Consider the following 16,510-nt stretch of genomic DNA (forward strand, 5'->3'; position numbering starts at 1 on the left):
GCACCGGAACTTAGCGCCACGCAAGAACGCAATGCCGGGGCGCAATGGCAAGACGGGAATATCAGTAGCTCGCCCGAAACTGTACCGCGCAAACCCGTTTCGCGCTACAAGCTCACGTCTTCGCGTTACAGGCTCAGACGCGGAATCACCGTGCCCAGCATACCAGCCAACTGGTTGTCCATCTGCTTGAGCAGGTGAATGGTTTGCAGGTTTTCCAGCATCTCGGCCTCGTCGGTGGGGTTGCGCAGGGCTTCGAGCCGCACGGCCAGCTCGCGCTCCACGTTCACTTTGTTGAGGCGCAGGATGGCGTTGTCGCAGGCCGGCTGCAGCACGTCCAGCTCGCGGGGCACGTAAATCTGGTGGGTGGTCCAGTTGGGACTCAGCTCGTACTTTTCGGTGGCCAGCTCGGCCACTACGCTCCGGATATCGGCGCGGCCGTGCTGGATGAGCGTGCGCACTTCGGGCCAGCGGCCCTGGTTGAGCTCCTCGCGGCACAAATGCAGCATATCGGCATAGATGCCGGTTTTGAACGTCGTGTCGTCGAGCTGTTCGAGCAGGTACTGGGCCACGCTCACCTCGGGGGCCAGCGGCTGGGCCGAGTACAGCAGCAGCAGCCGGATCACCTCCCGCTCGCAGCGCTCCAGCACATCAGGCACCGGCTCTAGGTCCTGCTCCTCGGTGGCTGTGCCGCCACTGCCGGCCAGATCCTCGGGCGAGGCGCCGTACATGAGGGCTTCGGCCTCCTCTTCGGGGCTGAGCTGGGTTTTGGTGGGTGGTTTTTGGTTGTTGGCTCCGGGCTGAAACCCGGTACCGCTGCCGCCAGTGCTGGTAGTGCCGCCATTGAAGCTGCCGCCGCTGCTGGTTTTGGGCGTGGTTTGGCGGGCCAGCTTGTTGTACTCGCTGATGATGACCTGCTCGTCGATGCCGAAGGTTTGCGAGGTCTGCTGCAGAAATACCTGCCGCTTGATCGGGTCGGGCACTTTGGCGATGCTCTGGAGCACTTCGCGGATGGCCTCAGCCTTCTTCACCGGGTCGTGGGCGGCCTCGCGGCTCACCAGCTCGGTTTTGAACTGGATGAAGTCCTGGCTGGCCGTTTCAAGGTAGTCCTTGAAGCGCTGGTCGCCGACTTTACGGATGTAGCTGTCGGGGTCGTCGCCGTCGGGAAACAGCACCACGCGCACGTTCAGGCCGCCTTCGAGCAGCATATCGATGCCCCGCAGCGAGGCTCGGATGCCGGCCGCGTCACCGTCGTAGAGCACCGTTACGTTGTCGGTGTAGCGCTTCACGAGCCTAATTTGCCCGTCGGTGAGCGAGGTGCCGGAGGTGGATACCACGTTCTTCACGCCGCCCTGGTGCAAACTCAGCACGTCGAGGTAGCCTTCCACCAAATAGCACTGCTCCTCGCTGCGCACGGCCTGCCGGGCCTGGTAGAGCCCATACAGCACGTCGGATTTATGGTAAATCTCCGATTCGGGCGAGTTGAGGTACTTGGCCGTTTTGTCGTGGGGCTTGAGCGTGCGGGCCCCAAAACCAATCACCCGGCCACTCACGTTATGAATCGGGAACATCACCCGGCCCCGGAACCGGTCGTAGCGCCGGCCGGTGTCCTGGCCGTTGTCGTCCTCCTTCACCACGATGAGGCCGGTTTTCTCGAGGTATTTGCGCTCGTAACCGGCTTTTTCGGCCGCCTTAATCAGGTCGTCCCACTGGTCGAGCGAGTAGCCCAGTTCGAAAGTGGCAATGGTGGTCTGGTTAAGGCCGCGCTGGCGCAGGTAGCTCCAGCCCACGCTCTGGCCCTCATCGTCGTGCTCCAGCAGGTGGTGGTAGTGGTCCTTGGCCCAGTTGGATACGATAAACTGGGAGTCCTTCTCGTTCTGGGCCAGCTGCTGCTCGGGGGTCTTTTCCTCTTCCTGAACGTCGATGCCGTACTTTTTGGCCAGGTACTTCAGGGCCTCCACGTAGCTGGTGCCCTCGATGTCCATGATGAACTGCACCACCCCGCCCGCCTTGCCGCAGCCGAAGCACTTGTAGAGCCCCTTGGCGGGAGCCACCGAAAAACTCGGCGACTTCTCATGGTGAAACGGGCAGCAGGCCCACATATTCTGGCCCTTCTTCTTGAGGCTCACGAAGTCGCCCACCACCTCCACAATATCGGCGTGGTGAATAATCTGGTCGACGGTTTCTTTGGGGATGCGGGCCATAGCGGGCAAAGGTAGCACACCCCGGCGGCGCCCCAACTTCTCTCGTGCAGCAGAAGCCGGAACGGGGCGCTGCTAAAAGTTGCGGCTGGCCGTGGTTTCGGGGATTATCACCACGTAGTCGTAGCCCAGAATGGTGGCTTCCAGCTCGGGCGTGGCTATTTTGAGTCCTTCGTAGAGCATGGCCCGGCGCAGGGGGCGCACGTCGAACACCTGCCAGGCGCTGCCGGCCGGCGTGTTGGCTACGAAGGGCAGCACCATTGCCTCCTGAGCGTAGGAGTAGCGCACCACGTTTTTGGTGAAGTCGTCGGGGTGCTGGCCGCCTACCTGGGTGCCCTGCTTGCCGACAACGAAAATGTGCAGCGTTTTCTGGTCGTGGATGTCGGCCAGATTTTTGGCCAGATTTCCCACGTCGTAGATGTCGCCCCAGATGCTACGGCCCTGCCCGGCGTGGTTGGCGCCAAACTTAAACAGCATCTTCGGCAGCGGCTGGCCCGCGGGCTGGTAGGGCTGCAACTCCCGCAGCAGGTTGCGCTTCATCAGGTTAATGCGGGGCCGGTGGCTGCCGGCCTGGTAAATCTGGTAGCTGGCCGCGAAATCGTCTGCCATTCGTTGCACCTCCGGGCTTTCGGGCCGGGTGAAGGCGCGGAGGCTGTCGAGGGCCGCGGGTTTCAACCAGAGCATCGTGCCCGGCGTATCGCCGCCGGCTACCATGCTGGCCCGGTCGCGGGCCTGGTATGCGGTGGCCCGCGCCCGCAGGTAGATTTTGGCCGGCTTGCTTTTTACTTTTTCGGCCAGCAACTCATACAGCCGGCCCGGCATGGCAATGCCCACCTGCTCAATGCCCAGAATTGTAGTGTGCTGGCTTCGCAACTGCCGGGCCAACTCAAATTCTTCTGCCCAGCTGTAAAACGACAGTCCCATGGGATGCTGCCGCAGAAACGAAGCAGGCAGGCCCGGCTGGGCGGCCAGCCGGCTGAGGTCCTGCGCCTGGTAGCGGTCGATTTCCGCCACGTATAGCGTAGGCTTCAGCTCCCGCGCCACGGCGGCCGCAAAACCCGGAATCTGCGCCATGCCGTGGTCTTCGCCGATAAGCACCAGCTGGCTTTTCTCAATATCTGCCCGGAGCTTATCCCAGCCGGGCCCACCAAACTGGCTGCCCTGCGGGGCCAGTGCAAACTGATGGGTGCGCACCAGGCGCTGCAAGGTGGTGTCGGCGGGGGCGGTGGGCGTTTGCGCCCGGGCTTTAGCAGCTACAGCCAGCAAAGCACCCGCCACCAGCAGCCGCACCCGGCGGCCCGCTAGCATTTGCAGAAGTGAAGTCAACAGCATAAAACAAGGGAAGAAAGGGCACAGTGGCTAAGATGGCAGGAAGTACACCATAGTTGCCCCGGCTATCCGCTTTTTTCTGCCGCTGCTGCTGCCCCGGTTTCCGGGTTATCTTTGCACCTCGTACCCTACCCGCACAACCTATGGCCACTATCACCAAAGAAGCCGTTCTCAAAGCCCTCAGCTACGTCGAGGAGCCCGATTTGGGCAAAGACCTCGTGACGCTCAACATGATTGAGGACGTGCAGATTGAGGGCCGGCGCGTGTCGTTCACCGTCGTGCTCACTACGCCCGCCTGCCCGCTCAAGCAGCTCATCCACGACGCCTGCGAGCGGGCCATCCATACGATGGTTGACAAGGACGCCGAGGTGGTTATCGTGATGACTTCGCGGGTGACGACTATGCGCCAGAACCGCGACATTCTGCCCGGCGTGAAGAACATTATTGCCGTGGCTTCGGGCAAGGGTGGCGTGGGCAAAAGCACCGTGACGGCCAACCTGGCCATTGCCCTGGCCCAGACCGGCGCCCGCGTGGGCCTCGTGGATGCTGATATTTCCGGCCCCTCGATGCCGCTCATGTTCGGGCAGGAAGCCGCCCGGCCGCACGTGTTCCAGGGCGAGGACGGCAAGAACCGCATCCAGCCCATTGAGGCCCATGGCGTGAAGCTGATGAGCATTGGCTTTCTGGCCCCCGCCGAGTCGGCCATTGTGTGGCGCGGCCCGATGGCGTCGTCGGCCCTCAAGCAATTTATTACGGAAGTGGACTGGGGCGAGCTGGACTACCTGCTGCTCGACATGCCCCCCGGAACGTCCGACATCCACCTGACCATGGTGCAGACCGTGCCCGTAACGGGCGCCGTCATCGTGACTACGCCCCAGAAAGTGGCGCTGGCCGACGCCGAGAAGGGCCTGCAGATGTTCCGGCTGCCGCAAATCAACGTGCCGGTGCTGGGTGTGATTGAGAACATGGCTTGGTTTACCCCCGCCGAGCTGCCCGACAACAAGTATTTCCTGTTCGGGCAGGGCGGTGGTCAGGCACTGGCCGAAAAGCACGAGCTGCCGCTGCTGGGCCAGATTCCGCTGGTGCAGAGCATCCGCGAAAACGGCGACCAGGGCACGCCCGTGATGCTGCAGCAAGATTCGCCGGCCGCCGCCGTATTCGGGCAGCTGGCCGAGGAAGTGGCCCGCCAGGTGAGCATCCGCAACGCTGTGGCGCCCAAGACGAATATTGTCGAGATAAAGCGGTAGACTTTTTCGGCCGGCTTCTTTGCCGAGTTGCGGAAGTTCGTGCGGCGGTTACCGGGTTGTTCGATGAGCAGCCGGGTAACCGCCGCGCTTTTTTAGCGTTTGGGGCAGGAAACCACCAGAAAGCCAATCTTTGCGCCCATGAAAATCCTGCTGCCCGTTCTGCTTGCCCTCGCCGGCTCCGCTGCCTCCGCCCAAACGCCCGCTCCGCCCGACCCCACCATCCCGCGCCTGATTGCCGAGCGCCAGCAGCTGGTGAGCCAGTACGAAGCCGCCAACGGCCAGCGTAACGCCTTTCTGGCCAATAAGCCCAGCAAAAAAGACCTGCAGGAAGTGGTGGACGCCCTTAAAGGCATCATCCGCAAAGACACCGAGCTCATCCAGGCCGTGCAGGCGGCCACCCTGCGCCAGACGGCCGCCGTAGTGGCCGAAAACCAGCAGGTGAAGCAGCAGGTAACCGTGGCCCAAACCGACCGCAGCAGCACCCAGCAGCGTTTCCACGACCTCGAAAACCAGGTGCTGAACCTGCAGGAGCGCGAGCGGCAGCAGGCCCGCAAAATGCGCGACCTCCAGGCCACCGCCGACGACGCCACCGGCGCCCGCACCGGCCGCGAGGTGCTGGCCGCCGCCCTGGCCCTGCTCGCGGCCGGTCTGCTGGCCTACGTGCTGAAACTGCGCGGCCAGCTAAGCGCCCGGCCGGTGCGGCGCAAGTAGCCAGTCCAAAACCTCGCCGGCCTGGTTGGGTTTAGGCAGAACTCCTCTTTCCTCTTCTGAACGCCAGCAGCTTATGCGCCTCCTTTATATTTTGCTGCTGTGGCTGCTGCCGCTCATCAGCCTGGCCCAAACGGGCGTGCTCAGCGGCACCGTGCGCGACCGGGCCACCCAGCAGCCGGTGCCGGGCGCCACCATCACGCTGGAGGGCAGCAGCCTGGACACGGCCGCCGATGAGCAGGGCCGCTTCCGGCTGGCCGATATTCCGACCGGCAGCTACAACGTGCGGGCTTCGTTTATCGGCTACGAGCCGCTGCTGCGCGCCAACGTGGTTATCACCAGCGGCAACGCCAACATTGTGGGCCTGGAGCTGGTGGCCAGTCAGCAGCAGCTGGGCGAGGTGACCGTGGTGGCCAGCCGGGCCATTCGGGTGGCGACGGCCGAAACGCCGCTGAGCGTGCAGCGGCTGAGTGCCCAGGAAATCAAGAGCAACCCGGGCGGCAACTTCGACATTTCGAAGGTGGTGCAGGTGCTGCCCGGTGTGGGCGGCGGCGGCACGGGCGGCACCGCCGGCTTCCGCAACGACATCATCATCCGGGGCGGGGCGCCCAACGAAAACGTGTACTACCTCGACGGCATCGAGGTGCCGGTCATCAACCATTTCCAGACCCAGGGCAGCGCGGGCGGGCCGGCTGGCATGCTCAACGTGAGCTTTATCGACGAGGTAACGCTGAGCACCTCCGCCTTTGAGGCCCGCTACGACAACGTGCTGAGCAGCGTGCTGCAGTTCCGGCAGCGCGAGGGTAACCCCGACCGCGTGCAGGGCAACATCCGCCTGAGCGGCACCGAGGTGGCAGGCACCCTCGAAGGCCCGTTGGCGCCCAACACCACGTTTCTGGCCTCCGTGCGCCGCTCCTACCTGCAGGTGCTGTTCAAGCTGATTGACCTGCCCATCCGGCCCGACTACTGGGATTCGCAGTTCAAGATTACCTCCAAGCTGGGGCCCAAAACCACCCTCACGGCCCTGGGACTGGGCGCGCTCGACCACTTCGAGGTAGCCGTGCCGCGCTCCACCACGCCCGAGAAGGCCTACATCATCCGCAACACGCCCACCATCGACCAGTGGAACTACACCGTGGGTTTGAGCCTGCGCCAGCTGCTGCCCCGCGGCTACCTCAACCTGGCCGCCAGTCGCACCCAGCTCCGCAATCAGGTCGATTTTTTTGAGGGTGGCTCGGCCAACCGGGGTGATGAAAGCCGGCGCGTGCTGCTCACGCGCTCGGGCGAAACCGAGAACAAGCTGCGCCTCGATGTGAACCGCAGCGCCGGCCGCTGGCGCTACGCCTACGGGGCCGTGGGCCAGCTCATTCACTACGACAACCGCTTTTTCAACCGCCTGCGCCAGGCCGTGGTAGCCCCCGATGGCACGGTGCAGCAGCCGGCCGTCACGGTCGATTTCAATTCCAGTCTCGACTTCGCCCGCTTCGGCGCGTTCGGCCAACTCACCCGCTCGTTTCTGGCGGCCGACCGGCTTACGCTCTCGGCCGGGGTGCGCACCGATGGCAACAGCTTCACCGAGGGCGGGGCGAAGCTGCTGCGCACCGTTTCGCCCCGCATTTCGGCCACCTACGCCCTCACGCCCCGCTGGAATCTGAACGCCAGCGTGGGCCGCTACTACAAAATCCCGCCCTCCACCCTGCTCGGCTTCCGCGACAATGCCGGCCAGCTCGTGAACCAATCCAACCGCTACATCGGCAGCACGCACTACGTGGCGGGGCTGGAATTCCTGCCCGGCGCCAGCCGCCGCCTCACGCTCGAAGGTTTCTGGAAGCAGTACGACCACTACCCGGTGAACGTGCGCGACGGCATCTCGCTGGCCAACCTAGGCGGCGACTTTATTGCCCTGGGCAACGAGGCCGTGACCAGCACCGGCCGGGGCCGGGCCTTCGGGGGCGAGCTGTTTTTCCAGCAGCAGCTCACCCGCAACCTCTACGCGGTGGCCTCCTACACGCTGTTCAACAGCGAGTTTACCGGGGCCGATGGCCGCTACATGCCCTCGGCCTGGGACACCCGGCACCTGGCCTCGGCGCTGCTGGGCCGCAAGTTCGGGCGGGGCTGGGAGCTGGGCCTGAAGTACCGGCTGGCCGGCGGCGCGCCCTACACGCCCTTCAACGCGGCGGCTTCGCAGGCCAACTACCTCACCATCGGCCAGGGCGTGCTCGACTACGGCCGCCTCAACACCCAGCGCCTGGGCACCTTCCAGCAGCTCGATTTCCGGCTCGACAAGAAAATCAACCTGCGCCGCCTCACCTTCGATTTCTACGTGGATGTGCAGAATGCGCTGGCCCTGAAGTCGCCCGCCGTGCCCAGCTACGCCTTCCAGCGCACCTCCGACAACGCCGAATTCGTTTCCACCGACGGCCAGCCCCTGCGCCCCGACGGCAGCAACGGCGTCCCGGTGCTGCTCGACAACACCGGCGCTACGGTGCTACCCACGATTGGGTTTATCGTGGAGTTTTGATAAATTAAAGTCGCCTTTTGGCCGCCAACAGCTACCAAGGGCCATGCCTATGCCCCTTGCTGATTCTCTGAACCGCATCGAAACCTGGCTGGAGGCCCATGCGCTCCGACGGCAGCAATGGCACGCCGTGCTGCCCACGATTTGGCCTGCTGTGGAGTTTTAGCGCTATTTCACGCTCAATAGCTGCTTTATAATGGCGCCATACTACATGAACCAGGGCTTTACTATCCAAAACCGGTGCTTTCCGTGGGGCACGACGCTGGCCGAGGTGGCAGTGGCCCTACCGGGCAGTACCGAGCGTCTGGCGGAGCGTGACAACCAAGTTGAGTTGGAGTATGCCGGACCCCAATTCATCTTCGGATTGCGCGTAATGGTAGCACGACTGCGCGCCCCAAAGCGCGACGAGCCCGTCGTGCACGCTTATTTTGGCCTAACCGCCCCTTCTAATAGTCTTGAACCGGCCAATCCGGACACTTGGTTTCAACTACTAGAAGTAGAACTTGGCCGCCCATTTTATGCTACAAGCTATGATTTTTCGGTGCGCTATCGGAGAAGCCTTCATATCTTCTCAGCAGCTTGGCATTTCGAATCTGCGAGTCTCTATTTTTCGGTCTATAGTGGGCTGCGGACTGCGTCAGACACTCCGGCAGCGGGCCTGTACTTGTACCAGAAGGTTCTTACTATCGATTGACAATACGTCAGCAGACCGCTGCCTTGCAGTACCTTGCGGCCCATGCCTACTCCTACCGACACCCACCCCTTCCTCCTCTCCGACGTGCCGCCGGCGCAGGCGACGCCCGAGCGGCAGCAGCGCCTGCTGGTCGACCTTTCGGAGATGGATGACTACTACGTGGTGTTTGAGCGCTACGGCTTCGGCGGCGGCGGGGCCAGCTGGGCCGAGCATATCGAAACCATGCTGGAGGAGCACGACCCCGAGCTGCTGGCTCACGTAGAGCTGGCCGGGGCGGGCGAGATTTTCCGGGCCTACACCGACGGGCCGGCCGCCACGGCGCGGCTGCTGGCCCTGGTGCAGCCCATATTTGCCGATTTGGGGGCCCTGAGCAAGTACCTGGCCCAGGCCGACCCCACCGATTTTTTCGAGTAGAGACGCCTATTTACGTCTCCTCGTTGAACGACGACGCTGAACGGTGCTACTGAACGGCAACGTTGAACAGCGACGCAACAACGCAACGACGACGCGGCCGACAAGACGCAAATAGGCGTCTCTACAACCTGGCGAAATGGCTTGTGAAGTCGGGGCCTGTTGCTTGAAGACGGGCCGGGTATTAACGGTTTTTAATGTGGGCTTAACCTGACCCTAATGCGAGGAGTGGACTTTTGTGCCGTCGGACTGCTTTCCGGCGCGCTTCTTTCTTCCCCAACTCCTCGCCAATGCCCCTGCCCCTGCTTTCCCGTTTCCGTTGGTTGCTGCTGCCGCTCTGCGCCGCTTCGCTCGCCGGCTGCGGGGCCGAAACCCAGGCCGATACGCCCAAAAGAGACACGCTGCCCGAAATTCTGGTAACGGCCCTCAACGCCCGCGACACGGTGCTCACCCACGCCTACGTAGCCGATATTCAGGCGGTGCGCAACGTGGAAATCCGGGGCCGGGTCGAGGGGTTTCTGGAGCAGATTTACGTGGATGAGGGCCAGACCGTGCGCAAGGGCCAGCCGCTGTTCCGCCTCAACGATACCGAATACCGCAGCCGCCTGAGCCAGGCCAAAGCCGCCCTGGGCAGCGCCCGCGCCGACGCCCACGTGGCCCAGCTGGAACTGGAGCGCGTGAAGCTGCTGGTGAGCAAAAACATCATCTCCAAAACCGAGCTCGACGTGGCCCGCGCCAAACTGCACGCCGCCCAGGCGGCCGTGCAGCAGCAAGTCTCGGCCCAGGCCCAGGCGGGCCTCGACCTGTCGTACACGCTCATCAAGGCCCCGTTTGATGGCATTATCAACCGCATTCCGCTTAAAAAAGGCAGCGTAATTGAGGACGGCACCCTGCTGACTTCCCTCTCCGATGCCCGCGACGTGTTTGCCTACTTCAATGTGTCGGAAGCCGAGTACCTGGAGTATGTAAAAACCCGCCGCCAGGACTCGGCCCGCGCCACCAACGTGGCCTCGCTCATTCTGGCCGATGGCAGCACCTACCCGGTGCAGGGCAAAGTGGAAACCGTGGAAGCCCAATTCGCCGCCAACACCGGCTCCATTGCCTTCCGGGCCCGCTTCGAGAACCCCAAATTTCTGCTGCGCCACGGCGCCACGGGCAAAGTGCTGCTCACCAACACCGTGAAGGACGCCGTGCTGGTGCCCCAGAAATCGGTGTTCGAGGTGCAGGACAAGAACTACGTGTACCTGCTCGGCGAAGGCGGCAAAGTACGCCAGCACGCCTTCGAGCCCGAAACCCGCCTCTCCGATTACTACGTGGTGAAAGCCGGCCTCAAGCCCGGCGACAAAGTGGTGTACGAGGGCATCCAGGAACTGCGCGACGGCGCCGTTATTAAGCCCCAGCTGATTACAATGAAGCAGGCGCTAAACCGGTAGAGGAGAGAAGTGAGACATGAGATGTGAGATGTGAGTAAGGGTACGCGAACTGAAGATTGACAGAACGTCATTCAGAGCGGAGCGAAGAATCTCGCGGGCAAGTCGTTGAACGACGACCGCGCAACGACTGCCCGCGAGATTCTTCGCTCCGCTCTGAATGACGTTCTCATCTCACGTCTCACTACTCATGTCTCACTACTAAGCCCTAAGCCCTAACACCTAACCTTAATGCTCGCACTCTTCATTCGCCGGCCGGTTTTGTCGCTGGTTATTTCGCTTTTTATTACCCTGCTGGGGGCGCTGGCGCTGTTTACACTGCCCATTACCCAGTTCCCCGATATCGTGCCGCCCTCGGTGACGGTGACGGCCAAGTACACCGGCGCCAACTCCGAGGTGCTGGCCAAGGCCGTGGCCACGCCACTGGAGCGGGCCATCAACGGCGTGCCGGGCATGACCTACATTCAGTCGGTGAACTCGAACAGCGGCACCACGCTGATTACCGTGTTTTTCGAGGTGGGCACCGACCCCGACCTGGCCGCCGTGAACGTGCAGAACCGGGTGCAGACGGTAATCGACGAGCTGCCCGAAGAAGTTATCAAGGCCGGCGTAGCCACCGAGAAGGAGGTGAACAGCATGCTGCTCTACCTCAACATCATGAGCGACGACCCTAAGGTGGGCGAGAAGTTCATCTACAATTTCGCCGACATCAACGTGTTGCAGGAGCTTAAGCGCATTGATGGCGTGGGCTTCGCCGAAATCATGGGCTCGCGCGAGTACTCGATGCGGGTGTGGCTGCAGCCCGACCGCATGGTGGCCTACAACGTGTCGGCCGACGAGGTGGTGGACGCTATCCGGGCCCAGAACGTGGAGGCGGCCCCCGGCCGCTCGGGCGAAAGCTCGGGCTCGCAGGCCCAGGTGTTGCAGTACGTGCTGCGCTATACGGGCAAAATGTTCGAGCCCAAGCAGTACGAAAACGTGGTGCTGCGGGCCAACCCCGACGGCTCGGTGCTGCGCCTCAAAGACGTGGCCGAAGTCAAGTTCGATGTGCTCAACTACGGCATGACCTCCAAGATTGATGGACGGCCCTCGGCCGCCATCATGCTCAAGCAGCGCCCCGGCTCCAACGCCTCGGAGGTAATTGCCAACGTGAAGGAGCGCATGGCCGAGCTGAAAGGCACCAGCTTCCCGCCCGGCATGACTTACAACGTGGCCTACGATGTGTCGCGTTTCCTCGACGCCAGCATCAACGCCGTACTTATCACGCTGCTGGAGGCGTTTGTGCTGGTGTTTATCGTGGTGTACCTGTTTTTGCAGGACTGGCGCTCGACGCTGATTCCGGCCCTGGCGGTGCCGGTGGCGCTGGTGGGCACGCTGTTTTTCATGCAGCTGCTGGGCTTCAGCATCAACCTGCTCACGCTGTTTGCGCTGGTGCTGGCCATTGGCATTGTGGTCGATAACGCCATTGTGGTGGTGGAAGCCGTGCACGCCAAAATGCACGAAAAGCACCTCTCGGCCATGGATGCCACGCTGGAGGCCATGGGCGAAATCGGGGGCGCCATCGTGGCTATTACCCTGGTGATGTCGGCCGTGTTTATTCCGGTGTCGTTCATGGATGGGCCGGTGGGCGTGTTCTACCGCCAGTTTTCGCTCACGCTGGCCATTGCCATTGTGATTTCGGGCGTGAACGCGCTGACCCTGACGCCCGCCCTTTGCGCGCTCATGCTCAAGCCTATGGCCGATGGCGAGGAAGCTAAGCAGGGCCTCATCAACCGTTTCTTCGCCGGCTTCAACCGCCGCTACGAAAACCTGGCCCAGGGCTACCAGCGGCTGGTGCGCTACGTGGCCAACCGCCGCGTCATCACCATCGGCCTGCTGATTGGTTTCTGTCTGGCCACCTGGGGCGTGCAGTCGGTGCTGCCCTCGGGCTTCATCCCCACCGAAGACCAGGGCATGATTTACGTGAACGTAACCACCCCGCCCGGCGCCACCGTGGAGCGCACCGAGCGGGTGCTGGATGAAATCGAGAAGGTGGCCGCCAAGCTGGGCCCGGTCGAATCGGTTTCGACGCTGGCCGGCTACAGTTTGATGAACGAGGTGGCCGGCTCCAGCTACGGCATGGCCATGATTAACCTCAAAACCTGGAAGGACCGGAAGCAGTCGGTAAACGAGCTGATTGCCGAGCTGACCGAGAAAACTCAGGACATCAACGACGCCGACATCCAGTTCTTCCCCCCGCCCACCGTGCCCGGTTTCGGCAACTCGGCCGGCTTCGAGCTGCGCCTTTTGGACCGCACCGGCCGCGGCGACCTGCAGCAAACGGCCAAAGTCAGCCAGGATTTCGTGGAGGCCCTGCGCCAGTCGCCCGCCATCGGCTCGGCCTTCACCGGCTTCGACGCCAACTTCCCGCAGTACCTGATTCACGTCGACCAGGACCAGGCCGCCAAGAAGGGCGTGACCGTGGACAAGGCCATGAGCACCCTTCAGACCCTGATGGGCTCGTTCTACGCCTCCAACTTCATTCGCTTCGGCCAGATGTACAAGGTGATGGTGCAGGCCGACCCCAGCTTCCGCACCAAGCCCGAGGACGTGCTGAAACTGTACGTCAAAAACGACCGCAACGAGATGGTGCCCTACTCCTCGTTCGTGCGCCTGGAGCGGGTGTACGGCCCCGAGCAGCTCACGCGCTACAACATGTACACTTCGGCCATGCTCAACGGCGACGCCGCCCCCGGCTTCTCGTCGGGCGACGTGATTTCGACCATCGAAAAAGTAGCGCAAACCGAGCTGCCCCGCGGCTACAGCTACGAGTGGAGCGGCATGACGCGCGAGCAGATTCTGAGTGGCAACCAGGCCCTGTACGTGTTCGGCATCGTGCTGATTTTCGTGTACCTGCTGCTGGCCGCGCAATACGAAAGCTTCCTGTTGCCGCTGCCGGTGCTGCTGAGCTTGCCCACCGGCATCTTCGGCGCTTTTTTGGCTCTCAAGCTGCTGGGCCTCGAAAACAACATCTACGCCCAGGTTTCGCTCGTGATGCTGATTGGTTTGCTGGGTAAGAACGCCATTCTCATCATCGAATTCGCGGTACTCAAGCGCAAGGAAGGCCTCTCGGCCCTCGACGCGGCCGTGGAGGGCGCCTACGCCCGCCTGCGCCCCATCCTGATGACCAGCTTCGCCTTCGTGGCCGGCCTGATTCCGCTCACCATCGCCACCGGCGCGGGCGCCCTCGGCAACCGCTCTATCGGCACGGCCGCGGCCGGCGGCATGCTCATCGGCACGCTATTCGGCGTCATCCTCATTCCGGGCCTGTACGTGCTGTTTTCGGGCGGTGGCAAGAAGAAAAAACTGGTGGAAACGCCAGCGGAGGAAGCCGTGCTGGTATGATCCCACCCTCCGGCCCCCTCCCCTCCGGGAGAGGGGGAGCCCAGCAGTTCCGTTCAAAATTTCACATCAGGCTCCCCCTCTCCCGGAGGGGAGGGGGCCGGGGGGTGGGGTGTTCGTTGACACTCTAGCTCCTGACTCCTAGCTTCTCCCTAAAAATGCCCCGCTTTTCCCGTTCCGTTCTTTCCATCCTCACCGCTGCCTCGCTGGCCGCCACGGGCTGCCGGGTGGCCGCGCCCACGGCCCCGCCCCGGGCCGCCGCCGTACCGCTGGCCTTCCCGCTGGCTGCTACCGCTGACTCGACTGCCACAGCAGCGGCCACCGACTCCGCCGCGTTTGCCCGGCAGCCCTGGCGCGAGCTGTTCGCCGACCCTAATCTGGTTTCGTTGATTGACACGGCCCTGCAGGCCAACCCCGACTTGCGCATTACGCTCCAGCGCATCGAAATCGCGCGGGCCGATTTGCGGGTGCGGCGTGGGGCCCTGCTGCCCCAGGTGGAGGGCGTGGCCAGCGCCGGCGTGGAGCGCTTCGGCGAGTACACGCTCGACGGCGTGGGCAATTACGACACCAACCTCTCGCCCAACGTGGAGGGCAAGCGGCGCATCCCGAACCCCACGCCCGATTTTTTCCTGGGCTTGCGCTCGTCGTGGGAAATTGACTTGTGGGGCAAGCTGCGCCAGCGGCGGCAGGCCGCTTATTTGCGCTTGCTGGCCACCGAGCGGGGTCGCCACCTGGTACAAACGCAGCTGGTAGCCGAAGTAGCCCGCCAGTATTTCACGCTGCTGAGCTACGACAACGAGTTGCTAGTGCTGGGCCGCAACCAGCAGCTGCAGGAGCGCGCCCTCGACATCGTGGGCACCCTCAAGCGGGCCGGCCGGGCCAACGAGCTGGCCGTGCAGCAGTTCCGGGCCCAGCTGCTGCGCACCCGCGCCCTGGAAGCCCAGACCCGGCAGCGCGTGGCCGCCACCGAAAACACGCTTAACCGCCTGCTCGGCCGCTACCCCCGCCCCATCGCCCGCCCCGTGAGTTTGCTGGAGCAGCCGCTGCCCAGCCGCGTATCGGCCGGCCTGCCCGCCGCCACCCTGCTGCGCCGCCCCGATGTGCGCCAGGCCGAGCTGGAGCTGGTAGCCACCCGCGCCGACGTATCGGCCGCCCGCGCCGCCTTTTTGCCTTCGCTCAAGCTCACGCCCTTCGTGGGCCTGAACGCCTACCGGGCCTCGGTGCTGTTCACCACGCCCGGCTCGCTGGCCTACGGGCTGCTGGCCGGCCTCTCGGCCCCGCTCTTCAACCGCGCCGAGCTGCAGGCCGATTACCGCCGCTCGGTGGCCGAGCAGCAGATTGCCTACAGCACCTACCAGAAAGCCATTCAAGTGGGTTTCGAGGAAGTAACCACCAACCTGCGCGGCATCGAGAACTACCAGCGCGTGTTCGATTTGCAGCAGGAGGAAGTGGAAGCCCTGCAACGAGCCGTGAGCATCTCCGACGACCTGTTCAAGGCCAACTACGCCACCTACCTCGAAGTCATCAGCGCCCAGCGCAACGTACTCGAAGCCGAGCTGGAACTCACCGACACCCGCCGCCAGCAGTTCCTGCTGCTCATCGACCTTTACCGCTCGCTGGGCGGCGGCTGGACACCGGCGGGGCAGTAATCATCCTGGGTAAGTTCCTCTTAATTTCGACAGAGAGAAGGGTCAATTGCAACGCCCAGCGGGGCGGCGGTACTCTAAGCGGGGTACTGCCGCCCCGTTTTCCGTTCTGTATGCTGCTCCTGTTAAGTCTGCTTCTGGCGGCGATGAGGCAGTTGCGAGGCAGATTGTAGCTGGTTTCTCGCAGAAAAATCCTCGCCGTTAATCACTTATTTAATTAGGCTGTTCCAGCATTTTTTTGAGGTCGCGCAGCCGCCCGCGCACGTTTCGTTGCAGCACGTATCTGGCTAAAGGCGAAAACAACCGTAGTGGGCCTCGCAGGACAAAGGAGTAGATAAAAGTAGCCTCGGTGAGGTGGGGCCCTATGGACTCAAAGCGCCAGGAACCAGCGAAAGCGCGAAACAGGCCGGCGGGCCGCGTGAGCTTCACGGCTGCCACGCGGGGTGGGTTGAACGATACGTATTCGGTTTCCATACCAATACCGTGTTGGGATACGCACCACGATTTCACGCCCGGGCCCGCCGCCGCAGCCCCATCGAGCAGCACGGCTTCTCGTAGGAACGTGTCCCATTTTAACCGCTGGCCGTAGTCTTGGGTATAATCGAACACCACTTGCTGAGCCCGAGCAATCTGGATAGACTCCGTGAATTTAAATTGAAGCTGTTTAGGAAGTAGAAGATGGGGCAATTTTGCGCAGCAACAATACGGTGAAGGCCAACCAGTGCATGGCCAGCCAGTTTTGCAAGCTGGTTTCGTAGCGCACGAGCAGGGTCTTGAAGCCGTCAAGCCAGGCGTTGAGGCGCTCAATGACCAGGCGTCGGCGGTAGAGTTCGGGGTCGAGCGGCGTGTCATCGTCGGTCTGCCAGTCGGCCGAGCGCCGTTTGCGCGGGATGTTGGCCTCGATACCACGGCCCGCGCAGGCCTGCCGCAACCTATTGACATCAAAAG

Annotated in this window: 12 protein-coding genes; 8 read left to right on the plus strand and 4 right to left on the minus strand. The window is 63.0% G+C overall.

The features are described 5' to 3' along the window. Positions 1–125: 125 nt before the first annotated feature. A complete protein-coding gene (dnaG, locus tag H145_RS0117615; protein ID WP_019949479.1) occupies positions 126–2,201 on the minus strand; it encodes a DNA primase in 2,076 nt (691 codons plus the stop codon). 72 nt (positions 2,202–2,273) lie between these two features. Next, positions 2,274–3,530, minus strand: a complete 1,257-nt coding sequence (locus H145_RS0117620; RefSeq protein ID WP_169513214.1) for a hypothetical protein — start codon at positions 3,528–3,530, stop codon at positions 2,274–2,276. A 140-nt stretch (positions 3,531–3,670) separates the two neighbouring features. On the opposite strand from H145_RS0117620, the gene H145_RS0117625 reads away from it, so the two are divergent. From H145_RS0117625 to H145_RS0117660, 8 genes are all read left to right on the plus strand, one after another. Then, positions 3,671–4,774, plus strand: a complete 1,104-nt coding sequence (locus tag H145_RS0117625; protein ID WP_019949481.1) for an Mrp/NBP35 family ATP-binding protein — start codon at positions 3,671–3,673, stop codon at positions 4,772–4,774. A gap of 138 nt (positions 4,775–4,912) precedes the next feature. Continuing rightward, positions 4,913–5,485 carry a hypothetical protein gene (locus H145_RS0117630; RefSeq protein ID WP_019949482.1) on the plus strand — a complete coding sequence of 191 codons (573 nt, stop codon included), beginning with the start codon at positions 4,913–4,915 and terminating at the stop codon, positions 5,483–5,485. A gap of 73 nt (positions 5,486–5,558) precedes the next feature. Beyond that, complete coding sequence (locus H145_RS0117635; RefSeq protein WP_019949483.1) at positions 5,559–8,003, plus strand: TonB-dependent receptor; 2,445 nt, start codon at positions 5,559–5,561, stop codon at positions 8,001–8,003. A gap of 193 nt (positions 8,004–8,196) precedes the next feature. Then, a complete protein-coding gene (locus tag H145_RS0117640; protein ID WP_019949484.1) occupies positions 8,197–8,694 on the plus strand; it encodes a hypothetical protein in 498 nt (165 codons plus the stop codon). Positions 8,695–8,736: 42 nt separating this feature from the next. Continuing rightward, positions 8,737–9,108 carry a hypothetical protein gene (locus tag H145_RS0117645; RefSeq protein ID WP_019949485.1) on the plus strand — a complete coding sequence of 124 codons (372 nt, stop codon included), beginning with the start codon at positions 8,737–8,739 and terminating at the stop codon, positions 9,106–9,108. Between the two features lie 287 nt (positions 9,109–9,395). Then, complete coding sequence (locus H145_RS0117650) at positions 9,396–10,538, plus strand: efflux RND transporter periplasmic adaptor subunit (RefSeq protein WP_019949486.1); 1,143 nt, start codon at positions 9,396–9,398, stop codon at positions 10,536–10,538. A gap of 228 nt (positions 10,539–10,766) precedes the next feature. Next, entirely contained in the window at positions 10,767–13,919 is a 3,153-nt protein-coding gene (locus H145_RS0117655; protein ID WP_019949487.1) for an efflux RND transporter permease subunit, read from the plus strand. A gap of 155 nt (positions 13,920–14,074) precedes the next feature. After that, entirely contained in the window at positions 14,075–15,565 is a 1,491-nt protein-coding gene (locus H145_RS0117660) for an efflux transporter outer membrane subunit (RefSeq protein ID WP_019949488.1), read from the plus strand. 210 nt (positions 15,566–15,775) lie between these two features. On the opposite strand, the gene H145_RS0117665 is transcribed toward H145_RS0117660, so the two are convergent. Together H145_RS0117665 and H145_RS23045 are read right to left on the minus strand one after the other, a co-directional pair. Beyond that, complete coding sequence (locus H145_RS0117665; RefSeq protein ID WP_019949489.1) at positions 15,776–16,249, minus strand: SRPBCC family protein; 474 nt, start codon at positions 16,247–16,249, stop codon at positions 15,776–15,778. Continuing rightward, positions 16,227–16,510, minus strand: a 284-nt coding sequence (locus H145_RS23045; RefSeq protein WP_157541375.1) for a transposase, incomplete at its 5' end; no start/stop codon positions are given. The genes H145_RS0117665 and H145_RS23045, both read right to left, overlap by 23 nt.

It is taken from the genome of Hymenobacter aerophilus DSM 13606 (genome assembly GCF_000382225.1).
GTDB classification, from domain to species: Bacteria; Bacteroidota; Bacteroidia; order Cytophagales; family Hymenobacteraceae; genus Hymenobacter; species Hymenobacter aerophilus.